Here is a 23,461-nt window from a genome sequence, read left to right as displayed (position 1 = left end):
ATTTCATTTTTGCATTTGCACATGGGTTCAGAAGCGACGATAACAATCAAGGAAGCACAAGCTTCTGCATTAAGAGATGAGCTTCTGGCTCACGCCAACCTGCCCGACCGGCAAGGTGGTGGTCCTGATCGGACGATGCGGCCTTATGGCAACCGGTCTTTCACTGGTAGCTTCTGCCCATCGCTTTCGATGCGAGAAATAGGAGTTTGAATTGAAAGCACTGATCAAAGCCAAATCGGAACCCGGGCTGTGGCTGGAGGATGTTCCGGAACCTCAAACCGGTATCAACGATGTGCTGATCAAGGTGAAACGCACGGCTATTTGCGGCACCGACATGCATATCTACAAATGGGATGAATGGGCGCAGAAAACCATTCCTGTCCCGATGACGGTTGGCCATGAATTTGTCGGTGAAATTGTCAGAATCGGGGACAATGTCCGCGGCTATGAACTGAACCAGATTGTATCGGGCGAAGGTCATGTCGTGTGCGGTCGCTGCCGGAATTGTATGGCGGGGCGTCGGCATATGTGTGCGGATGCTGATGGCATCGGTGTCAATCGGCCGGGTGCCTTTGCCGAGTATCTCGCTTTGCCGGCTGCCAATTTATGGCTGCACAATGACGGTATAGATCTGGATGTCGCATCGCTGTTTGATCCATTTGGCAATGCCGTGCATACGGCGTTACAATTTGATGTTCTGGGTGAAGATGTTCTGATCATCGGTGCTGGCCCGATTGGTATGATGGCGGCCGCCGTTTGCCGCCATGCCGGGGCTCGGCATGTTGTCATTACCGACGTCAATGACAAGCGGCTGGAAATGGCACGCAAATTGGGCGTGACCCGCGCCGTCAATGTTACGCGCGAAAGGATTGATGATATCCAAAGCGAGCTGGATATGAGCGAAGGTTTTGATATAGGGCTGGAAATGTCGGGCAATGAAGCGGGCTTTGCTTCTCTGATTGAAAATATGTGCCATGGCGGGAAGGTAGCGATTTTGGGGCTCCCCGAGACAAGCATGGTGATCGACTGGCACAAGGTCATTTTTAACATGCTGACGTTGAAAGGCGTCTATGGACGAGAGATATTTGAAACCTGGTATAAAATGTCAGTGTTCATCGATACCGGCCTCGACATTTCTTCACTCATTACTCACCGCTTGCCCTATACGGATTTCGAAACCGGGTTTCAGGCGATGCTGTCGGGCGACGCCTGCAAAGTTGTGTTGAATTGGGAAGATTAGATCATGTACGGGAATTTTCAGCAGCATTTGCAAAGCGAACTGGATCAAATCAGGGCGGATAGCCTGCATAAGGACGAGCGCTTGATCACCTCTCCGCAAGGGGCGCTTGTGGGGTTAAAAGATCGCAAGGTTATCAATCTATGCGCCAATAATTACCTCGGCCTCGCGCAAGATCCTGATGTCAATGCCGCCGCAAAAAAGGGTCTGGATGACTGGGGCTATGGCATGGCGTCGGTCCGCTTCATTTGCGGAACGCAAAGCCAGCACAAGGAACTGGAAGAGCGATTATCAACCTTTGTGGGCATGGAGGATACGATCCTCTATCCGTCTTGTTTTGATGCCAATGGCGGCCTCTTTGAAACGCTGTTGGGTGCTGACGATGCCGTCATCTCTGACGAGCTGAACCATGCCAGCATCATTGATGGAATACGGCTGAGCAAGGCCAGGCGTTTCCGCTACAAGAATAACAATATGGTTGATCTGGAAGCGCAACTGCGCGCTGCCGATAAGCAGGGCGCACGGTTCAAGCTGATCACTACCGACGGCGTGTTTTCCATGGATGGCACCATCGCTCAGCTTGATAAAATCTGCGCCCTTGCCGAAAAATATGATGCGCTGGTTCATTTTGATGATTGTCACGCAACCGGCTTCGTCGGCGACAACGGGCGCGGCACACATGAGTATCGCGGCTGTATGGATCGCGTCGATATTACCACCGGAACCCTGGGCAAAGCCCTTGGCGGCGCGAGCGGAGGCTATACCAGCGGGAAACGTGAAATTGTCGAATTGCTGCGTCAGCGATCCCGTCCTTATCTGTTTTCCAACACCGTCGCTCCGCCCGTCGTCAGTGGTGCGATTGCAGCCCTGGATGCAATTGAGCGATCACCTGAACGTCTGGAAGATCTGAATCGGAAGACCGCACATTTTCGGGATGCGATGACAAAGCACGGCTTTAGCTTGCTGCCCGGTGAACACGCCATCGTTCCCGTGATGCTATATGACGCAAAGGTCGCCAAGACATTTGCCGATGCGATGCTGGAAGAGGGCGTCTATGTTGTGGCTTTCTCCTATCCGGTGGTCCCAAAGGGAAAGGCAAGGATCAGAACCCAGATATCGGCCGGACTATCCTATGCAGAAATTGACAAAGCCATCACAGCATTTGCGGATGTCAAAGCGCAACTTTCAGTCTGACATCTAGATGATAGTTGCTTGGGCGATCAGTCCTGCAATTTCCGCTTTCGGGATAAAGCAGACACAGCGCTGGCGTCCGCTATGGGCGCAAAAGCGGACGTTGGCGCAGAAAGTTCAATTCAGGCCATCTGCAATTGTATTTACCTGCATAAAATCAGCAGACAGCGTGGGGTTTTCCGGTAAGTAGGCTGCAACGCGCTGCAACCAAGCTTTGACGACCGGATGTGCCGCTGCACTTAGATTTTCTTCGAGTCCGAACATATATCCCCAGACCAGTTGCGGGAATACCGCAAAGTCGAGCATAGTTGGTTGATCGAGCGAGCCCAAATAGGGTCCTTCGCCGATATGGCTGACAAGCTCGCTCGCTATCCGAAGCTGCATATCCTGATAGTTTTCGGTCAAATCCATATGCTTGGCCATGTCTTGGATAAACGGTGCTTTCTGGAGCGCTTCCGGCCAAAGATGGCGGGTCTTTTCAGACAGAGGTGTCTGAGCGCTTAAGATGGCGGCCAAACGCCAGCCCGCTTGTCGGAAGCTGTGGTTCATTTCACCGTCAATCGAATAGCGGAAAATACTGAGCAAAAAGCTATCGCTAACCCATTTGTCGATTTGCTCGATCTTCGTCTTATGCGCTTCGGGGCAAAGGGGCTTCTCTGGAAACAGTTCATCAAGCCAATACGCTTGGGCCGACGATTCCAATCGCCATTCACCGTCAATTTCCAGCACCGGCACCTGAGTTTGGTCCGTAAAACCAATGGTGACTTCAGGTTCCACCGGATTGACCGGTACATGCGTGAAATCAATGCCTTTGTAGTATAGAAAGCTTCCGGTTTTTCGAACATAGGGGCTTGTCGAATACCCGTATAATTTGACTGACTTCATATCTCGGATTTCCTTTGGTTTTATTCTTCCGCGGCGTCTTGAATTCGGGCGTGAACCCGCTGCACAGCCGCAGCAATTTCCTCTGGGGTCTCTTCCTGCAGAAAATGTCCCCCTTGCGTTTCGGTGACGGCCGCATTTGGAAAGTTCTTTTTCATGTTAGACAGTCTTTTGACCAAAATGGAATCCTGCATTCCCCAAACTATTTCCGTCGGAAAGTCGCGGCCCTGATAATATTCTTCCAATTCTCTATATTGTTTTGAACTGGGATGATCCGGGCCATTTGCGGACATGCGCATCATCGCCAAAATGCCCTTGGCGTTGCCGCTGTCTCGCACAGGTTTTTCATAAAGTCGGATTACGTCTTCCGGCATTGAGGCCGGATCAGCCTGAAAGGATGGCAATTGACCGTATATGGACACAAGGCCTTCAAACATGATCTCACCAACAACAGGCGTATTGGCGAGAACAAGCGGCGCTGCCAGATCTCGTTCCTCCTTTGCTGAATCGAGAACGGTGTTCAGGATCACTGCGCCCTTCATCAATTCAGGAGAGCGGGCAAGCGCGCCTATGCCGATGGGGCCACCCCAATCATGGCCAATAAAGATGGCGTCCTGAAGTGTCAGCTTGTTCAGAGCAGCGTTCATCCATCGCAGATGATTTTCAAGCGTGTGCTGACTGGCCGGAACTTTGCTCGAAAACCCAAGCCCAACGATCGTGGGCATGATGACTCGGAATTGATCGCGCGGCAGTTTGTCGGCAACTTTGCGATATAGAAACCCCGTCGTAGGAAGCCCGTGCTGCATATAGACGGGATATCCAGAACCGACCTCCAGGATATGGATTTTGATGCCAGGCTCTACCTCCACAAAGTAGCTTTTATAGTCGTCGCCAACAAATTTGGCCGCATAGTCGGGCAAAGGGAAGGCTTCAAAACTCCCCCCTTCCAATGCGATTGTTCCATCGCCAGCGGGCGTTTTCAATTCTCCATCGCGGGTCAAAACAAATCCGGCCATCGCTACAGCAAGAAAAACTACCCCCAATATACTCAGCAATATTTTTTTCACTGTCCTGTCTCCTGATTAGAATTGTCGCGCACTTGGCGCTAATGTGATTTAGGTTTATGGCACTGCCATGCCCGCTTGCACCGCTGGTCGTGCGGCCATGGCTACATGCCAGTTTTCCAGATTTTTGAAGGTGTCTCCAATCAAGCCTTTAGCGCCTTCATAGGCGGCTGATGACCACGGATAGATGGCCATGTCGGCAATGGAGTAGTCGCCCGCCACATGTTTATGATCCGCCAGTTGCTTGTCGAGAACGCCAAGAAGCCTGACCATTTCATCCGAGAAGCGCTTGATTGCGTAAGGCAGCTTTTCGTCGGCGACATTTAGGAAGTGGTTCAATTGTCCCAGCATTGGCCCCAATCCCGCCGTTTGCCAAGTAAGCCATTCCAAAACTCTGATGCGCTCCGGACCGCCTGTTGGTAGAAACTGATCTGATTTTTCGGCGAGATAGGTAAGGATCGCACCGGATTCAAACACACTCAGGCCATTATCTCGGTCGACGATGGCCGGAATCTTGTTGTTTGGACTGATTTTCAGAAAGTTTGGCGCAAATTGCTCGTCATTTTGGAGGTTGATGGCGTGCACTTCATACGGCAGCCCCATTTCCTCCAAAGCTATTGATATCTTGCGGCCATTTGGTGTCGTGGAAGTGTATAGATCAATCATTGCATTCTACCTTTTTGATGCATGCAATGATCATTGAGTAGAATTGGGACGAACTCAAGCTGATGTGGTGACACTGGATTTTAACGCAGCGAGAGCTTCTGACGGTTCGAGCCGCCGGGTGTATTCGATGTCCACATCGGCAAGAATGATTCGACCATTGCCATCCACCACGAAAGTGGCAGGCACAGGAAGTGCCCAGCCGGTATCAGCATTTAGTTCATCCAAATTCATTCCAAAATTGGTGAATAGCTGCTGCAATCCGGCAGGTAGCTCAAACGCAATACCTACAGCCTTGGCAAGCTGATTACCGGTGTCGGTCAAAACCGAAAATGTCAGTGCATTTTTTTCAATAGTCGTCAGGGAGTTGTCTGGCTTCTCTGGCGAAATCGCAATCAATTGGCCGCCAAGGTCGGTGATCTCGCCAAGAATTTCCTGATACGCCTTCAACTCCAGATTGCAGTAGGGACACCAACCGCCACGATAGAAGGTAATAATGAGCGGGCCCGCTTCGTTCAGGCTAGATAGCGAAACGGATTTTCCAGTCGCGTCGATAAGTGATGCATCGGGTAGAGAATCTCCAGCCTTAAGCGCATTCTCACCAACCTTACGCTCTTTGAGCTCCTCGTCCGCTGCGCGCATGACTTCCAATGCTTCAGGCGGGAATCGAGCTACGGAATCTGCAAGGGTTTCTTGCAGAAGCTTTGCAAGCGTACCTTGTTGAAGGGTGGATTGAAGTGACATGTTGGCATTCCTCAATTGTTGAATGAACCGGAAATCTTGGGATAGCGCTTCGCCAGTGAGCCGTCATCAGTTCATATTGCAACTTGCCGTTGCATCAGATAGCCACTAGTTTATGATTTTGGAGAAATGCCTATGCTCGGTTCGCAACATCTGGAATGGGAAGAGGTCAAGAGTTTTGCAGTTGTCGCGGATGCTGGATCAGTCCGACGGGCTGCACGGGCTCTGGGTGTTCATCATTCAACGGTAAGCCGACGGATCGATAATCTCGAACATGCACTCGGCACCAAGCTTTTTGATCGGCAGCCTGAAGGCTTTGTCTTGAACGCCGCTGGCGAGGAGTTTGTCACAGCTGTCCGCGACTGCGGGGCCCGGCTAAACAGCGCTGAACGATCCATATCTGGACAAGACGGCGATATGAGCGGTGTTGTCACGGTAACAATGGCAGAGCCGATTGCCGTTCATACCTTTGGTCCCCGGTTGTCAGAATTTACCGACATGCACCCCGGCATCGAAGTCCACATGATTGCAACAACCAGTATATTGGATGTCTCCAGGCGAGAAGCCGATATTGCGATCCGTATCGACAACAATCCACCCCAATCTCTCGTCGGAAAACGCATCATCACCTATAATCAAACGGTTTACGCGACACAGGAATATCTGGATTCTCAAGATTTTGAAAATGATCCGGAATCGGCGAGATGGATTGCGTGGGATGCTGACGATGACAAATTTCCGGAATGGACCAAGGAAACCGAATTTAGCAAAGTGCCGATGTGGGGATGCTTTCCCGGCGCAGCAATGCAGTTGTCGGGGGCAAAAGGCGGTCTGGGTTTGGCCATGATTCCCTGTTTCATCGGAGACCGCGAACCACACCTGGTACGCGCCACATCCAGAAAACCGATCAAAGCCCGAGACATCTGGTTGCTAACACATAGTGACCTTCGGAGGACTGCGCGGATCAAGGCATTCATGACTTTTGCCGAAAAGGTCCTTCGTGATGCCAAGCACGAGTTTCTGGGAACCATTTAGATCAAGCTCAAATTCCGCTTGAGCAAAATCCAGTGGTGCGTAGATAAGCCACCAAGTTGCATAACAATCAAATGACAACGAACTGATGCACCGCCAAGTACGAATGAAAGACCCTTAGAGGTTGTTCAAATCGAACCACGAAAATTGCGGAGTACAAAAAATGGTCTATCCTCTTACCACGGCAATGGCAGGCGCTTTCCTGATAATATTGCAACAGTTTTTGATGATGAATGCAGGCTCGCACCGAGCGAGAGCCAAGATTGGCGTAGGCTATTCTGAAGACCAGGATCTTGAACGGAAGGTTCGGCGTCACGGCAATCTCGCAGAGAATGGAGCGCTGTTTCTTGTCATTCTTGCACTGGTCGAAGGATTCTCCGGCGGCGGCACTACCGTGACCATCTTTGCGGCAGTTTTTGTAATCGCGCGCATATCGCACGCCATCGGATTTTCATCGCTATCCGGTTCACATGCCGATGGCAGCGCATTCACACCGTTTGTACTTTTTAGAATGTTCGGTGCGATGGGTACTGGATTAACCGGTATCGCGCTCGGCTTGTACCTTACGTACCTCCTGGCGACGCTTTGAGATCTGGTGTCATCCACAATCGCATTCAACAAGTTTTTGATCGGATTCTCGAAAGGTTCTCTCATTATGAAATTCACCATCAAACTCATCACTCCGATCATGACCTCCTGGTTGGCCTTATTCGGAGCACCGGCCACTGCTGAACATCACGAAGTTGCGGCGACCCAGGGTCATATTGATGCCAACCCAAACGCCTTGGATGAAATGTTCAAGCTGCCGATGCACGAAGAAATTCATATGCTCAATATGATCAAGCTAAGGGACAAAGCAGAATATCCGGAGAGCAGTGAATTTGCGAACAAGGGCTGGACTGGCGCTAAGGCCTATGCGGAATATCGCCGACATGCTGGACCCATTGTAGCGCGGCTGGGCGGCAGCACACATTATACCGGTGTGCCGCAGCTTACTTTGATTGGCCCGGAAGGCGAACAATGGGATTCGATCTTCATCATCTACTATCCCGATGTGACCGTTTTACAGGCTCTGTTCGAAGATCCTGAATATCAGAAACATGCCTTTCATCGGAAAGCCGGGGTCGCAGATTCCAGACTCATTCGCATGGTTCCTGCGCCTGCTCCCAAAAAGTAGCTGCTTGCCCTTTTGTGAATGAACAAGAGTATCTTCAATTCAGTCAAACAGTCGAAAGGCGTCTACATCATGAAAATATTTAACGCTCTGGTCATATCCTTTGTGACAGTATCGATGGCCGCACTAGTTGCCTTGCCCGCCAATGCCAAAGATCAAGAATCGACACCAGCAACTTACGTAAACTCCGATGCAAAAGCCTATGCAGCGATGCAGACACTTCCTGCTGATCAACCGCTGCACATGCTCAACATGATTCGCTTCAAAGACAAGGCGAGCTATCAAGATGATAGTGAATTTGGTGCGAAGGACTGGACAGGTCGACAGGCCTACGAAGAATATAGCCGTCACTCCAGTCCCATTGCCACGCGAACTGGCGGCAAAGTGGCATATTTCGGTATGCCTCAACTCACACTAATCGGGCCAGAGCATGAACAATGGGATGCCGTCTTCATTGTGTCCTATCCCAATCTGGCTTCTTTTTTGGCCCTTGTTGGTGATCCCGAATATAAAAAGCACGCCTTCCACCGGAGCGCTGCTGTGGCGGATTCTCGGTTGGTGCGAATGGCCCCGGCGCCGATACCCGAATAACCATCCTGGCAATGAAACCCCCAGCACTTTTAATGGGAGCTCCACAATGATCTTACCCGAATCGTACAAACAGATGTTCTCCACCGTTTCAGAGGATGGAAAGCTGACTTTGGCATTGCACGATAATCCGATGCCGACGCCGGAATCGGATGAGATTATAGTGCGGATCGAAGCTACGCCGATAAATCCCTCCGATCACGGGGTCATGTTTGGTGGAGCCAATATGGCAGAAGCCGAGTCCAGTGGCGAAGGAGCAAACAGAGTTCTGACCATACCCGTTTCTCCACCCGGCATGGCCGCCATGAAAGGACGAATTGGTCAGGATATTCCGGTTGGCAATGAAGGTGCCGGCACTGTGGTGGCCACCGGTGAAGGTGAATATGCAAAAAGCCTGATCGGAAAAACGGTTGCTGTGATGGGCGGCGCCAGCATGTATGCCGAATATCGCTGTGTCCCGGCCGTTCAAGCTATGCCGCTATTGCCCGGTTGCACAGCGAAAGACGGAGCGTCCAGTTTCGTCAATCCATTAACCGCACTCAGCTTTGTCGAGACCATGCGGTTGGAAGGGCACAGCGCGATCGTGCACACTGCAGCGGTTTCCAATTTGGGGCAAATGCTCAACAAAATCGGACAGGCTGACGGAATTGATATCGTCAATATTGTCCGCCGCCAGGAGCAGGCGGATATGTTAAAAAACCTCGGTGCCAAATATGTCATCAATTCCAGCAGTGATACATTCAAAACAGAATTGATCGACGCCATTGAGGAAACCGGGGCAACCATCGCCTTTGATGCAACGGGAGGCGGCTCGCTAGCGTCTGATATACTGATTGCGATGGAGGCCGCCGCAGCTCGCACTCCCACCGTCTTCAGTATCTATGGCTCAACCAAGCACAAGCAGGTATATCTCTATGGTGGCCTCGACACATCACCAACCGAGTTCGTGCCGCGAAGCTACGGAATGGCCTGGAGCGTTGGGGCATGGCTGCTTCCAAACTTTCTGGCAAAAGCAGATCTGGAGGTTGGAGAACGTTTGCGTATGCGTGTTGCGAAAGAACTCAAAACCACTTTTGCGAGTCACTATACCGATGAAATTTCACTATCGGATGCACTAGATAGTGAAGTCGTAGAACGCTACAATGCCAAGTCAACAGGCTCGAAATTCCTGATTTGCCCGCAGCTAACATTGTAACGAAAAGTCGAGGAACCAATGTCTGCTTTCGGGACAATGTGATGACCGGGCTAACGTCCGTTTCTGGGCCGCGTTGCAAACCAACATCCTTTCTATCTGTAATGTCTCTTTTGTGCCCAAAGCGGTCATCAGAACTCAATCCACCGGCGAACATCTGTTAGCATCATCCTGTTTCCAGATCCGGCAATCCCACATCATCTGCTCAAGGCTCGTCGCCCGATTGACAAGATACTGAAACTTCACTTCGTTGACCTCGCGTGGGGTCATCGGAAAACCTTTCGCCGCATACTCCGGATCAATCCATCCCATGACATTACAATAGCCCCGGTCTGCACAATGCGCCCGAGCAATGTCCGGCAAAATTTCGGGATCAACATTCCGGTACCCGTCATGTGCACGCAAGCTAACATTTGCTCCGGTCGCAAGAGCTAACCAGTTGCTGCTAGCCAGCGCTTAGATAGAAATTGAGGAATGTCCGTGACGGACGCTCATAACCTCCATCTATAAGCTGCTTTGCATTGGCTAATGGCCGCAGGCGATCAATTGCCGCATTATATCTCCACAATTGAGAGGGGGAGAATGTTGAAACGACCGCAATCCGCGCTTGTTGTGGGTGCCGGAGTTATTGGCATGGCGACAGCTTACGCGCTCGCGCGCAAGGGATTGTCCGTCACTCTTGTCGACCGCGAACCGCGACCCGGGATGGGATCTTCATACGCAAACGGCGCGCAACTCAGCTATTGTTATACAGATGCTTTGGCCACGCCCGCCATTTTGCCATCCCTGCCGGCATTGTCGCTGGGCTTGGACAAAGCGTTTCGGCTCAGAGCGCAGTGGGATTTGGATTATGTGTATTGGCTGTTGGCCTTTCTCCGTAATTGCACACATCAAAAATTTGCCGCCAACACTGCGGCCGCTTTGGAACTGGCGCAAGATTCCTGCAAGGCAATGGCTGCCATGCAAAACAGCCATAAAATCGAATTCGGACACAAGGTCGTCGGGAAAATGCATGTCTATTCGGATGAGGCACAATTTCGGAAGGCGAAAGCGCTGTCCGAAAAGAAGAGGGTATTCGGGATTCGTCAGGAAGCCTTGTCCTCCGCAGAAGCCATCCGGTTGGAACCGGCATTGCTTAAACGGACGGATCCAATTGCCGGCGTTATCTATTCTCCCGATGATGCAGTAGGCAACTCACGTACTTTTTGCACGGAAATGCTCAAGTTGCTGGTCACAGAATATGGCGTCAAAACTTCTTTCAAAACCGCCATTTCAAATGTCAAACTCGATCAGAGCGCGCAAGCGACCTGCGGAGACGGAAGTGTAATGTCTGCAGATATCGCCATTCTGTGCACGGGAAGCGCAGCATCTGATCTGCTCGCTCCGCACGGCGTCCGTATCCCGGTGCAACCCATGAAGGGTTATTCTTTTGAACTTCCGGCTAATAACTTTTCGCCCAAGATCAGCATTACCGATAGCCGTCGCAGAATTGTGTTCACCAATCTTGGCGACAGAATAAGGATTGCGGGATTGGCTGAACTGGGCAGCACCTCGACGCGGGTCAGTCCGAAGAGCATGGAAAATCTTGTTGAAACAGCACGGCAATCCCTGCCCGACGCTGGACACTACAATCATGCATCGAATTTCTGGGCTGGTTTGCGTCCGATGACACCAAATTCTCAGCCGATAATTTCGCGCCCGCATGATCATCTCGCGATAAACACCGGCCATGGGATGCTGGGCTGGACGATGGCCATGGGGTCTGGCGAAAAGCTGGCAACCTTAATGTGAGCCTTTAGACATCGTCGGCGGAAATATACTCTTCGACATCAATTTCGTCCGCCATCCTGCCCACTGCCACCGCCACGGTGGCATCGCCGGTCACGTTCGTCATCGTCCGCATCATATCCATGATGTGATTGATGCCGGCGACAAATGCGATGGTTTCGAGCGGCACGCCAATCGAGCTAAGGACAAGGCTCATCATCACCAGACCGGAACCCGGGATTCCGGCTGCTCCCACCGAACCCAAGGTGGCAGTTATCGCGATCAGGAAATATGAAGTCCAGCTTAGCTCAATTCCAAAAAGCTGTGCGCCAAACAGGGCAACCAGTCCGAGATACATGGCGGTGCCATTCATGTTGATCGTTGCACCCAGTGCCACCGTGAAACTCGCCACGCTTTTCGACACTCCCAGATTACGCTGGACACAACGCAAGGTTACCGGGAGAGCGGCATTGGAGGACGCGGTGGAGAATGCAACCGCCTGAGCGTCCACGATGCCTCGGTAAAAATCAATCACCGGCAGTTTGGCGATGGTCTTGAGAATGACCGGATAAACAAGCAATATAATGATGAAACAACCGGCATAGTTCAGTGCCACCATCTGGGCCAGAGGCAGCAGCGCTTCAAAGCCGAATGTTCCTGCAACCCACGCCATCAGTGCGAACACGCCAAAGGGGGTCAGTTCCATCACCAGCATCGTCATTTTTTGCATGACTGCCGAACCGGCATCAACGGCACGCACCAACGGCGCCGCTTCGTCACCCGCCATCAGCAGCGCGATACCGAACAGCATCGCAAAAATGATCAACGGCAATATCTGTCCCTGTGCCATTGTCATGACCGGATTCTCAGGAATCAGCGACAAGATCATTGCGGTTGGTGAGGTTGTTGCGGGTTCCGGAATCGCCACACCAGCTGGAAGACTTATGTCCAGACCGATGCCCGGCTGGAATATCGTTCCCATTGCAAGACCGAGTGAAATCGAAATAATCGCGGTCGTGACGAAGAGCATCAGCGCCTTGCCACCTACATTGCCAAGTTTGCGCAGATCACCCAGCGCAGCAATTCCCGAAACGAGCGAGAAAAAGATCAACGGAACGATCAGCATTTTGATCGCACGAATGAACAGATCCCCAATCCATTTTATCTGTTCTGCGTCAGGGCCCCATGCCAGACCTGTCACAATGCCGAGCAGCAGGGCTCCGACGACACGCTGCCAGAGCGGAATATTGAACCAGAATTTCAGCATTGATTATCCTTCAGCAGCGGCTGGCCAGGTAATGCGCCGCGATATTCGCCATTTTCAATGAGCCGAACCCCATTGACGAAAAGATGGACTACGCCGGCAGTCAGCTCGGTGGGCAATTGATAAGTTGCCCTTGGAGAGAATTTTTTTGGATCAAACAGAACGATGTCCGCAACCATGCCTGCTTTGAGGTAGCCACGATCCTTGAGTCCGGTGATATCCGCAGTCTGTCCACTGCTCCGCCGGATAAACTGGGCAAGCGAGAGCAATTGGTCGCGAACAACAAAATCTTGATATGCCTTTGGGAAGCTTGCATATTTCCGGGGATGACCGGTGCTTCCGTCCGATCCGGTTACGACCCAATTGCGCTGTGCAAATGCCTTGATATCGTCGGGATTCATATTGAATGACGCAACTCTTGCGTCTCCCTTTTCGACGATCCTGACTGCTGCCAAAACCGGATCGATGCCCTGGGCATCAGCGATTTCGGCCAGGTTTTTCCCGACCGTTACTTCGGCCTCGCCAAGACCCGCCGTGATCAACAGCCGACTGGCCCCGCCTCGCCGTTCCAGGTTTTGTACGATCTCGGACTGGATTTTCTTGCGCGTCTCCGCAGATTTAAGTCGTGTGCGCAAACCTTCCAGCCCGCCACTCAGAGACCAGCGCGGCATCAGGGCGTTGCTGATACGCGTGCCAGACGCTGTCCAGGGATATTGATCGGCTGTAATTTTCATCCCCTCCGCGCGCGCATCCTCGATCAGGGTAATCATCCTGGCGCTGTGCCCCCAGACTGCCGGGCCTAGTGCCTTGATATGGGAAACGTGCAGCGGCGCCCCGGACTGCCGGCTAATCTCAATGGCCTCTCGTAATGCACCTGCGACGCCAATGTTGTAGGTACTCTCATCGCGCATGTGCGTGTCATAATAGCCACCAAAGCGCGCCGCGACTTTGGCCAGCGTGATCACTTCATCCGTTTTGGCAAAATTTTGCGGCGTATAATATAATCCGGCAGACAACCCATAAGCGCCTTCGCACATCGCGCCGGTCATTGCCGTCTTCATGCGCTCAAGTTCAACTTTCGTTGGTGCTCGATCGATATTGCCGATAACCTGTTTCCGCAAATACCCGAACCCCGCAAGATATGCGACATTGGTACCAATCCCCTGATTATTCGCTTTCTCGGCCATTTCGCGAACCCTGGTACTTCCATGGCCATCATTGCCAACCACGACAGTTGTCACGCCTTGAAAAGCAAATGCGAGATTGGCACGACGGGAGTCATCTTCAGAAGCCAGATCGCTCCCGGCATGTGTGTGTGGATCGATAAATCCAGGTGCAACCACCAAACCGATTGCATCGATAACGGTATCGACCTGGAATCTTCGGTGCCCTTCCGACCCAACAAATATGATTTTGTCATCCCTGATTGCAATGTCAGCCGATTGTGCCGGATTGCCGGTGCCGTCAAAAATTTGTCCGCGCATGATCAGAACATCCGCCTGCTCCAAACTGGCCTCGGGGATGGACTGACAGCCTGTCAAAGCGATCAGGCCGGCGAGCGCACGAGCTTTTTCAGTGATGCTACGCCATGTCATTCGGGAGCGCTGGTTGCCAGCAGTGTTTCCATCATCGCCACCGCAGATTCTCGCCCGATCCTGGCAATCAGGCCACGATCCGTTTCATCTCCCAATTCGAAAGTTACAGCTGGCACACCATATGTTTCAAAGGCATGGGCTTTTGAAATCGGTCGGTCGGGACTGTGGCGAGCATCCCGGTTTACATCATAGTCCGGCATGCGCTCCTGATAGCGTTTCAACCAGTCACGGATAAATAGCGGCGGGTTCGTTGGAAACTCGTCCGGGATGGTGTAGAATACATCTTTCTGGGTCGAATGAAAATCAAGTAGCAGACGCAATTTCTGATCCGGGTTTTGGGCAATTTTCCTGAGCAGGCCGTCCATCAATCTTGTTTCTGGCTGGGTGAACGGACCCCAGTCACGATTGAGATCAACACCGCCTGTATTGTGCCGCCAATGCCCGTGAACCACGCCGTCCGGGTTCAGCATCGGCACAATGATTGTTTCAAACCGTGCCCGGTATTTTCTAGCCAGCGGCGTATCTTCCAGCAATGTTTCCACAAATGGCAGCATCGCAAGCGCGCCGGTGACTTCGGGCGGATGCTGACGCCCTACCAACACGACCTGTTCGCGCGGGGTGGCTTCGGCAGACTTGATCGTCATCGCCGGGATATCCCGATATTCGGCGGACTTTCCCAGTAGCCATTGCCGGGCATCCGGAGATTTCGCCGCATGGTTCAGCCAAAGCTTATATTTGGATGGCGGGAAAATTTCCTGCCCGGCAACGAACAACGGCTTGTTGCCCAGCTTGATCGACAATCTGGCGCGCTTCCGACCGTCCACTTCCTCGATTTTGACCCATTTCTTTTTTAGATTGGTCCAGGTCACACCATCGGTGCTGATCTTTGGCCAGTACCGGTGACCGCAGGCTTCATAATCAAGATTGACCGTGACTCTCGTCGGTTTGAGCGCTGTCAATCTGAAGGCGTACCAGGCACTACAATTGATCGGCGGCGCATCTTCCGGCGCGAGGGTGATGTTGAGACGTTTTTTGCCAGAAGTTACGCAGGATTTGATATTCCCTGTTGGGAAATTGGTATCAAGTTTGACAGCCCGCGTCTCGCATTTGGGAGAAGTTTCAGCGACTTCTTTCGCCAATATCGGAGAAGGATTCCACAACCCCAAGCTTGCCACGAGGATAACCAACATCGGTATTCGACCAATCATGTGCACCTCTTTCCGGTGAATGGCAGGACCGGGTCATCATCCGGTCCTGCTCACATACCTAGAACTTCTTCTGAATCTCGAAGCTGAACTGACGGCCACGCGCGCTGTGCAATTCACCAAAAAAGCCATAGCTTTCGTCGGCGATCGGTGGATCCTGATCGAAGATGTTGTTGAAGCCGACTTTGAGACGCGTTCCATCCAACGCAGTGTCATTTTCGATCGTGTAACTTATCGACGCATTGAGCGTGAACCAGTCATCGCCCCGGAAAAGTGCACCCGTCGTATTCTGGGTCGCGCTCGGGTCGTTCCATTCACCCACATAACGGCCGAACAGGCTGAAGCGGACCGGACCATTTCTCACGTTCATTGATCCGGACAACCGCCATTTGGGGCGGCCGTCCCGTTCGATCAGTTCACCAAAGCCTTCTGCAGCTAGCGTTGCCACATCGCCTGCGGACAGTTGCGGAATGCCTGAAAGAACTGATTCCAGATCGGCAAGCGGCGCGCCTGATGCCCCTGGAGACTGGTTAAAACCGATGAGACGGGCAGCATTGACCTGGAATTTCAAATCACCGATCGGTGTGCTGCCGACATCGTAAATCAAACTCAGATCGACGCCTTCGGAAACCCGGCTGTCCAGATTCTGATATGGATTCAAGATCTGCACAATATCACCGGCCGGATTGATCCCGGTTCCCGCATAAAGTGCCAGCTGTCCTGCATCAGGCGCATCCCGAACCACGTTGGGATTGGACCCGCCCTGCAGACGCTGAAGCAAGTCCAGATATAGTGCGTTCTGGTTCCCGAGAATGCCGACAATACCATTTTGACGAACCCGCCAGTAATCGGCCGTCACAGTCAGGCCCGGCAGAAATTCCGGAGCCAGGACAATACCGAGATTGATACTCTCGGTTTTTTCCGGCTGCAGATTTGGACCGCCTGACCGGAAATCGATAAGGCCTCGGGTTCCGCAATCCGAAACATCTGCTTCGATGCCCTGGATAATCTCGGCGACACATTCCACTGCGGGAATTTCCGAGTTGGAACGCGTGGTGCCCTGGTCGTTCACCTGCACCAGATTTGGTGCGCGGAACCCGCGGGACCATGCACCGCGAAGAATGACACCGCGAACGGGCGTCCATGAGGCAGCGGCCCGCGGAACAAAGGTACTGCCGGAGTCCGAGAAACTTTCAAAACGCCCGGCCAGCTGAACATTGAATTCGCTGATCAGCGGTATTTCCATATCTTCGGAAACAAGCGGAATGAATGCTTCAGCATAGCCAGAATAGACCTGGCGGTTGCCACTGGTATCCGGAGACGGGCTGGAACCGATCACATCGCTGCCAAAGGTGTCGCCATTGACGGCATTGGTAAATGTAATCGTACCGTCAAGCCGCGGATCACGATCATCGAAGAAAGTCTCCCTGCGGAATTCAATTCCGGCGGCAAGACCCACATCACCACCTGGCAGCGTGAACAAATCGGGTTTGGATACTTTGAAATCGGCCAGAGCGAGGGTGGTTTCACCTCGGCGGAACACGTCGATTGATACGTCCTGCAGCGTCTGGGGGTTGCTTGGCGTACAATCTGCCCGGTTTGGTCCAAGTCCCTGACCCTCAAAGCAACCGCCGTTAAACGGGTTATATGCAGTCGCATCATTCCGGTTGATTGCATCCTGGAGCAACGTGCCCGAGATTCGATTTGCCGTGAAATCATTAGTACGAGCTCGCGAATACACGAAACCGGAATCAAAATCCCAGCCTGCTAATTCTCCCCGGAACCCGCCAACAAAGCGGAACGTATTCTTGGTCACGGTTCCCATTCTCGGTCCGACATCGACAAAACGATAATCTTCGAGCAACAAGTCCCGGCCACCGGCGTCAACATTCGGACCAAGTCCGTTTGTGACGCGATTGGGATTTGGTGATCCATCCGCCAGTGTCGTTGCGCCCAGCGGGTTATAAAAGGCTGATGCGAGGATTCCGATCGGAACAGCACTGAGCATGGTATTCTGTTCACGTTGGCGACTGGATTTCGAGCGATAATAGGAACCTTCAAAATAGAATTCCACAGAATCGCTGAGTTCGTGATTGAACAAGGCCTGGATGTTATACCTGTCTTTTTTGGAGAACAGGTTCCGGTCTGCGCCGAGATCGTAACGAAGATCGCGGTCAATCGTTCCGCCATTATCCGCACATAGTCCGTTACCCAGATCGATAAATCGACCATCAGTGGGCTGGCCACTTGCGCCAAACAGGCTACACGGCTGGAGATGGAAATCATCATCCCGCAAGACAGTGGTATTTGATGACGTCGCACTGGAACCCTGGATATCAAACGCGCCGAAAGGTGAATTGATCGAGCGATTGTCGAATTGGGTATCGCCTTCAAAATCGGTCCCTACGAGAAATGGTCGAAGATCGCTGCTTGCAGAATAATCCCGGATCGAAACCGGCGCCCCATTCTCGTGGAAATAATATCCGTAAAGCGTCAGATTGCTGCGACCTTCATTGAAATCAAAGCCAAGTCCTCCACGAACGCTGACGCTGTAAAGACTTGTGCCGGTTGATGCGCGGTAATTACTGCGCACAAAGCCGCCATCCAGATTGTCTTTCAATTGGGTATTCACAACACCGGCCACGGCATCCGCGCCATAAAGAGCCGATGCCCCGTCGCGCAATACTTCGACACGCCGGATACCGCCTGGCGGAATGGTGTTGGTGTCAGGAGAAACAACGGGAACAAACAATTCAGTCTGGAAACCCGGATTAAGCACCATGCGGCGTCCATTGATTAGCAGCAGCGTGTTTCCGGTTCCAAGTCCGCGGAGGTTGATCGAAGCGATATCGCCGCGTGCGCCATTGACACCGCCTGCCGTGCTCTGTTCGTTAAATGAAACCTGACCAGCCTGCGGAATCGACCGGAACAGTTCATCACCCGAAGCAGCATCGGTCGTTTCAATGGCCTCTTCATCGAGAACCGTCACCGGCAGCACGTCATCAATTTTCGCGCCCTTGATCTGAGACCCGGTGACGACAATAATACTTTCATCTGCAGCTGCGCCAGTCTCGTCAACTGATTGCGCGAACGCCGTGCCACAACTTGCTGCGACGAGAGCTGATGAACATAAAAGCCTGCAGGTTTTTTTCTTTGAAAAATTCATTTTGGTGACCCCCCAAGTCAAATTTTTTCGAATTCCAAATCCATTTTTTGGATGATCGAGTGTCGCTGTAGTCGCGACTATGGGAGAAACATGCCCATATTGGCGTTTCAATGCAATCAAATGTGCTAGATAATAAGCAACATGACCTATAAACAATGGCTATAGTTGCATGCGTGCCACAAAATTTCTCAATTGCTGATCAAGCTCTCAATTGCTGTCAAACAGGCGGCCAATATTTCTGGCTGGTGCCCGTCAACATGACTGATCGCGCAGACCGGATGCGAAATGCTTGTTGAAAATTCATGCTTTTCGAGGTTTTCGGCCATGAAGGAGTTCGCGGTAAATCGATCAACAACCGATATCCCAACACCCAGCCTGACCAGCGATGCTGCGACATAATATGTATGTGTGGTTACCACTTCGTTCGGGGTTATCGCTTCCTTTTCGAGCCTTTCGGTCAAGGCGGTGCCCGCCGGACCACTGTCCTTTAACCCGACAAAATCTGCCTCGTGCAGCACCGAAAGGTCAACCTTGCCGTCTTTGGCATCCAATTGACCGGGTTGCGTAATCAACACGAGTTCTGCGTTCGAAAGATTGCGTGATACAAGCCGCTCATCGTCACTGGCCTCAAATCCAATGCAAAGGTCGCACTTTTTCTCCAGCAAAGCCGCATCCATTTCATCGGAATGAAGCGTCGTGATCTCGAAACTCAGCTGAGGATCATCTTTGCGAAGCCTCGCGATCCAGTCCGGGATCACTGTCAAACTCAAGGAAGGCAATACCCCCAAACGGATATGTCCGCCTTTGCGATTCCGGATATTGCTGGCCGCACGATTAAGTGCCCCGATCTGACCGTAAATATTCTCTGCATCTGCGAACAGTTCAATTGCAGCCGAGGTCGGCGAGAGCTTTCCCTTTTTCCTGTAGAAAAGCGCAAACCCCAGTTGATCTTCTGCGTGCCGCAAAACTTTGCTTACCGAAGGCTGGGACACATGTAGAACTCGAGCAGCGCCGCTGATCGAGCCCTCCCGAAAAACATGATAGAATATTTCGATCTGACGTAGTCTCATAACCTAAAGCAATGGATGCGCATTTTCCGGAGCGCAAGAAGGAAAGGTATTTTTAGGAAGAAAAGGATTGCCTCGGACGCTCAGTACAAACAGTCGGGGTCAATATATTTGAGCGCTCTAGCTTCGGCTAAGCTTTCCGGCACACACCCGGATCCTGTCTACCGACTGCTTCCCCGACGCCCGCGAAGTTCTGGAGCCTTTGTCGGGATGCGGTATCATTGAGTCAGAGATCCCGGATCATATCCGTCAGATTGAAGCCATGGCTAATGGCGCATGATCGATCGCAAACGTCACGATATTCGATCAATTTTGCGCGTCATCCGGACTGATCCTTGGCACGCCCCGTAAACTGGCCATCAGCTCGGCATGCCCGCGCAATTGCCGCTCAGCTTCATCTGGTTCAGGTAGCAAATGAGCATTGCCGCGCTGATGCGTTCCGCCCAAAACGATGTTCTCCCGCCGGGGAAACATATAGAGTATCCCGCCCGGCTGGCGGCTAATATAACTGTAATCAATTTCCGGCTGCGGTTTGAGCAGCGTCAACTGTCCGCGAATGGGATACATATTTTCGTCATCGAACAGAATACCGGCACCCAGTCCGGAGCAATTGACAAGAGCTGTATGCGGCAACCGAGCCAGATCACCGAGAGTGGTAAATTTCTTCGTCCAGAATTGCACTCCCATTGCAGACAAATCTTGCATCAAGGCAGCCAGGTAGAGATTGGGGTCGACCATGATTGTCCGGAACTTGCTGGTGACCCTGCGCCCCAGAAATTCCTCGTAAGTTGACTGGCCGTCCTGCCGCAAAGGCCGCATCTGGAAATGATCTATCCAGTAAACACCATATCTCGGATCGATTAAAAATGGTGTGAATCCGGCTATTACATCAGCGTTTATCGCATCGTCGGACGGGCCGCTATTCGCATTTTCACCCGATCGATAATTCGGACCGGTCAGGATTATTGCACCGGCAATATTGGACGTCGTGTCCGGAGAAAACTGTTCAGCATAGATTGACACGTTGATGCCGCGCTGCGCCAATAACCAGGCGGTCGTCAAACCGCTTACGCCCGCACCGATTATGCCAACCGAACCTGGATGTGTTTTGGAGATTTGATCCGCCGCCCACCGGGCGCATGGCCAGGACAAGGTGTAGCCATCGCCGCCATGCCCATAATTATGGACGACCAGCTTTTCGCCCAGCTTGTCGGAAGCAAGCCTGAACCCGCCAATACGGCCGGGACGCAACCCGACAACCGAGCGATCAAAAAATGCTGGCGATAGTTGAACCGGTACACCTGGCCGTCGAGATTGTGTTGGCACAAGGCGGGCTGTCTGGCAGGCAGCCAGAGTCGCAGTACCCAGCGACAAAACGACCGACCTGCGGGTTATGGACCATTTTCCGGATTGCCGTACCATGACTCTTGCTTAGCTCAGAACCAGGAACTCTCATAGAGTTAGTAATCCTCGTTCAGAAAATCCTTTTCGGACGGAAATAGTGCAGAGTGCCGGGTTGTAAATCCTGCTCCCACAATGAAAATCACGCGCCGCTTCGTGTGGGTTTTCTATGTCTGAGATTTTGCGAAAAAAGTCACACAGCTGCCGCCAGATAGCTGGCCTGATTGATCGCGGCCTTTGCATCCAGTTCCATCGCTTCATAGGCGCCGCCGATCAAATCAGCCGGGATCTCTGCAGCAACCAGATCGTCATAGACGTCCCTCAACGGGTCCTGACCGGCACAGATAATCACGGTATCCGCTTCAACGACATGCGGCTGCCCATCGCTTTGCAGAATGTGCAGGCCATCATCATCAATCTTCACATATTCCACGCCGTTCACCATGCCGACACCGCGCCGCGTCAATGCCAGTCGATGGGTCCATCCGGTGGTTTTTCCCAGACCAGCACCCACCCGGCTTTCCTTGCGTTGCAATAAAGTGATGTCACGATCGGACTTGGCGACCTGCGGTTCAACACCGGTAACACCACCGCGCGGATGGTTTTCGAAATCAACCCCCCATTCCCTGGCAAATACATCCCGGTCAACCGCCCCTGAGGGACCGGAATGGCTGATCAGTTCGCTGACATCAAAACCAATGCCGCCTGCGCCAATTATCGCGACCTTTTTCCCGACCGGTTTTTTCCCTTTGATCACATCAATATAGCCTGCGACCTTGGGATGATCGATGCCTTCGATCTCAGGTGTACGCGGTTTGATTCCGGTTGAAATAACGACCTTGTCAAAGCCTTCCTCTTGCAACGTCGCAGCATCGACTCTGTTGTTCAATCGAAGGTCAATCCCGTGCACTTCGATCATCCGGTTATAATAGCGAATCGTTTCGTAAAACTCCTCTTTGCCCGGTATGGTCTTGGCCAGATTGAACTGACCTCCAATTTCGGACGACGCCTCGAATAACGTCACGGCATGACCGCGTTCGGCAGCCACTGTCGCATAGGCCAGGCCTGCCGGACCGGCACCGACGACCGCGATGCGCTTCGGTTCGGTTGTGGGCAGATAATTGAGTTTGGTTTCATGGCATGCGCGCGGATTGACAAGGCAACTCGTCAGTTTTCCCGAAAATGTGTGATCGAGGCACGCCTGGTTGCAGGCAATGCAGGTATTGATTTCATCTTCACGACCCTCAACAGCTTTGCGCATGAACGCACTGTCGGCGAGCAGTGGGCGCGCCATGGACACCAGATCTGCATCACCGCGGGCCAGGACCTCCTCTGCAACATCGGGCATGTTAATCCTGTTGGAGGTAATCACCGGAACGTTGACTTCCTTGCGAAGACGCCCGGTTACCGAGGTGAAAGCAGCGCGCGGGACCATTGTCGCGATGGTCGGAACCGCGCTTTCATGCCAGGTAAAATGGGTGGAAATGATGGTCACACCGGCTTTCTCCAAAGCCTTTCCGAGTGCAATAATTTCTTCCCAGCTCATCCCGCCTTCGAGCATATCCATGGCGGCAATACGGAAAATAAGGATGAATTCATGGCCTACCGCGGCGCGGGTTTGTTCAACTATTTCAATGGCAAACCGCATCATGTTTTCAAATGATCCGCCATATTCATCTTCGCGCAAATTGGTTTTCTGGACCAGAAATGTTGAAATCAGATAACCGGCAGAACCAATGATCTCGACGCCATCATAGCCGGCCTTTTGCGCCATGACGGCACATTGGACATGGTCATCAATCTGTTTTTGAATGCCGGCCTTGTCCAGTTCGTTCGGGACATGACGGGCGATCCGCGACCGGACTGCAGACGGCGCAACCATCTGCGGGTTGTTTGCCAGCGGGCCGGGATGCAATATCTGCATGCATATCTTGACGTCTGCGGCGGCTTCATGGACCGCATCTGTAACCATGCGATGCTTGGCCGCTTCCTCATCCGTCGACATCATCGCGCCGCCCATGGAGGATTCCGGATTTGGAGCGATACCGCCAGTTATAATCATCCCGATATTATTGGCGGCACGCTCGGCAAAATAGGTGGCCATTCTCTCAAAACCGCCCTCGGTTTCTTCCAGCCCCGTATGCATGGATCCCATTATCGAACGATTTTTGATAGTCGTGAAACCGAGGTCCAGCGGTTCGAGCAAATTGGGATAAGCCGTGTTCATTTTCA

20 protein-coding genes and 1 riboswitch are annotated in these 23,461 nt (G+C 52.3%); of the genes, 8 read left to right on the top strand and 12 right to left on the bottom strand.

Features of this window, described 5'->3' with window-relative positions:
• Positions 1–61: 61 nt before the first annotated feature.
• Positions 62–166, top strand: a riboswitch (SAM-I-IV-variant riboswitch).
• A 45-nt stretch (positions 167–211) separates the two neighbouring features.
• Both tdh and ABJI30_RS10360 read left to right on the top strand, forming a co-directional pair.
• The gene (gene tdh / locus ABJI30_RS10365) at positions 212–1,240 is read left to right on the top strand and encodes an L-threonine 3-dehydrogenase (protein WP_348018117.1); all 1,029 of its coding nucleotides are present in this window, start codon (positions 212–214) and stop codon (positions 1,238–1,240) included.
• A 3-nt stretch (positions 1,241–1,243) separates the two neighbouring features.
• Complete coding sequence (locus ABJI30_RS10360) at positions 1,244–2,431, top strand: glycine C-acetyltransferase (RefSeq protein ID WP_348018116.1); 1,188 nt, start codon at positions 1,244–1,246, stop codon at positions 2,429–2,431.
• A gap of 114 nt (positions 2,432–2,545) precedes the next feature.
• Here the strand turns inward: ABJI30_RS10360 and ABJI30_RS10355 are convergent, their stop codons facing one another.
• Genes ABJI30_RS10355 through ABJI30_RS10340 form a run of 4 tightly spaced genes read right to left on the bottom strand, consistent with a single transcriptional unit; the run spans position 2,546 to position 5,781 of the window.
• Complete coding sequence (locus ABJI30_RS10355) at positions 2,546–3,313, bottom strand: glutathione S-transferase family protein (protein ID WP_348018115.1); 768 nt, start codon at positions 3,311–3,313, stop codon at positions 2,546–2,548.
• A 20-nt stretch (positions 3,314–3,333) separates the two neighbouring features.
• On the bottom strand, positions 3,334–4,377 hold the full coding sequence (locus tag ABJI30_RS10350) for an alpha/beta fold hydrolase (protein WP_348018114.1): 1,044 nt from the start codon (positions 4,375–4,377) through the stop codon (positions 3,334–3,336).
• A gap of 54 nt (positions 4,378–4,431) precedes the next feature.
• Positions 4,432–5,040, bottom strand: a complete 609-nt coding sequence (locus ABJI30_RS10345; RefSeq protein ID WP_348018113.1) for a glutathione S-transferase N-terminal domain-containing protein — start codon at positions 5,038–5,040, stop codon at positions 4,432–4,434.
• A gap of 54 nt (positions 5,041–5,094) precedes the next feature.
• Positions 5,095–5,781 carry a peroxiredoxin-like family protein gene (locus tag ABJI30_RS10340; RefSeq protein ID WP_348018112.1) on the bottom strand — a complete coding sequence of 229 codons (687 nt, stop codon included), beginning with the start codon at positions 5,779–5,781 and terminating at the stop codon, positions 5,095–5,097.
• Between the two features lie 132 nt (positions 5,782–5,913).
• Between ABJI30_RS10340 and ABJI30_RS10335 the strand changes: the two genes are divergently transcribed.
• The 5 genes from ABJI30_RS10335 (at position 5,914) to ABJI30_RS10315 (ending at position 9,767) form a co-directional block, all read left to right on the top strand.
• The gene (locus tag ABJI30_RS10335) at positions 5,914–6,813 is read left to right on the top strand and encodes a LysR family transcriptional regulator (protein WP_348018111.1); all 900 of its coding nucleotides are present in this window, start codon (positions 5,914–5,916) and stop codon (positions 6,811–6,813) included.
• 160 nt (positions 6,814–6,973) lie between these two features.
• Entirely contained in the window at positions 6,974–7,399 is a 426-nt protein-coding gene (locus ABJI30_RS10330; RefSeq protein WP_348018110.1) for an MAPEG family protein, read from the top strand.
• A 66-nt stretch (positions 7,400–7,465) separates the two neighbouring features.
• On the top strand, positions 7,466–7,987 hold the full coding sequence (locus tag ABJI30_RS10325; protein WP_348018109.1) for a DUF1330 domain-containing protein: 522 nt from the start codon (positions 7,466–7,468) through the stop codon (positions 7,985–7,987).
• 69 nt (positions 7,988–8,056) lie between these two features.
• Positions 8,057–8,575 carry a DUF1330 domain-containing protein gene (locus ABJI30_RS10320; protein ID WP_348018108.1) on the top strand — a complete coding sequence of 173 codons (519 nt, stop codon included), beginning with the start codon at positions 8,057–8,059 and terminating at the stop codon, positions 8,573–8,575.
• A 46-nt stretch (positions 8,576–8,621) separates the two neighbouring features.
• A complete protein-coding gene (locus ABJI30_RS10315) occupies positions 8,622–9,767 on the top strand; it encodes a zinc-binding dehydrogenase (protein ID WP_348018107.1) in 1,146 nt (381 codons plus the stop codon).
• A 135-nt stretch (positions 9,768–9,902) separates the two neighbouring features.
• Here the strand turns inward: ABJI30_RS10315 and ABJI30_RS10310 are convergent, their stop codons facing one another.
• The gene (locus ABJI30_RS10310) at positions 9,903–10,169 is read right to left on the bottom strand and encodes a hypothetical protein (RefSeq protein WP_348018106.1); all 267 of its coding nucleotides are present in this window, start codon (positions 10,167–10,169) and stop codon (positions 9,903–9,905) included.
• A 123-nt stretch (positions 10,170–10,292) separates the two neighbouring features.
• On the opposite strand from ABJI30_RS10310, the gene ABJI30_RS10305 reads away from it, so the two are divergent.
• On the top strand, positions 10,293–11,555 hold the full coding sequence (locus ABJI30_RS10305) for an FAD-dependent oxidoreductase (protein WP_348018105.1): 1,263 nt from the start codon (positions 10,293–10,295) through the stop codon (positions 11,553–11,555).
• A 4-nt stretch (positions 11,556–11,559) separates the two neighbouring features.
• Here ABJI30_RS10305 and ABJI30_RS10300 read toward each other — a convergent pair whose 3' ends face one another.
• The 7 genes from ABJI30_RS10300 to ABJI30_RS10270 form a co-directional block, all read right to left on the bottom strand.
• Positions 11,560–12,798, bottom strand: coding sequence for a dicarboxylate/amino acid:cation symporter (locus ABJI30_RS10300; protein WP_348018104.1), 1,239 nt, complete (start codon positions 12,796–12,798; stop codon positions 11,560–11,562).
• Positions 12,792–14,390: an amidohydrolase family protein gene (locus tag ABJI30_RS10295; RefSeq protein ID WP_348018103.1), complete on the bottom strand. Its 1,599-nt coding sequence runs from the start codon at positions 14,388–14,390 to the stop codon at positions 12,792–12,794. Before ABJI30_RS10295 ends, ABJI30_RS10300 begins: the two co-directional genes overlap by 7 nt.
• A complete protein-coding gene (locus tag ABJI30_RS10290) occupies positions 14,387–15,598 on the bottom strand; it encodes a M14-type cytosolic carboxypeptidase (RefSeq protein WP_348018102.1) in 1,212 nt (403 codons plus the stop codon). The genes ABJI30_RS10295 and ABJI30_RS10290 overlap by 4 nt, the downstream gene beginning before the upstream one ends.
• Positions 15,599–15,656: 58 nt before the next feature.
• Positions 15,657–18,761, bottom strand: coding sequence for a TonB-dependent receptor (locus tag ABJI30_RS10285; RefSeq protein WP_348018101.1), 3,105 nt, complete (start codon positions 18,759–18,761; stop codon positions 15,657–15,659).
• Positions 18,762–18,949: 188 nt separating this feature from the next.
• Complete coding sequence (locus ABJI30_RS10280) at positions 18,950–19,831, bottom strand: LysR family transcriptional regulator (RefSeq protein ID WP_348018100.1); 882 nt, start codon at positions 19,829–19,831, stop codon at positions 18,950–18,952.
• 303 nt (positions 19,832–20,134) lie between these two features.
• Positions 20,135–21,250, bottom strand: coding sequence for an FAD-dependent oxidoreductase (locus ABJI30_RS10275; RefSeq protein WP_348018099.1), 1,116 nt, complete (start codon positions 21,248–21,250; stop codon positions 20,135–20,137).
• 172 nt (positions 21,251–21,422) lie between these two features.
• The gene (locus ABJI30_RS10270; RefSeq protein WP_348018176.1) at positions 21,423–23,456 is read right to left on the bottom strand and encodes an NADPH-dependent 2,4-dienoyl-CoA reductase; all 2,034 of its coding nucleotides are present in this window, start codon (positions 23,454–23,456) and stop codon (positions 21,423–21,425) included.
• Between the last annotated feature and the right edge of the window lie 5 nt (positions 23,457–23,461).

Source organism: Parasphingorhabdus sp., assembly GCF_039968395.1.
Lineage (GTDB): Bacteria > Pseudomonadota > Alphaproteobacteria > Sphingomonadales > Sphingomonadaceae > Parasphingorhabdus.
Note: the sequence above shows the minus strand (reverse complement) of the source record. Positions and strands in the feature narration are given on the sequence as shown.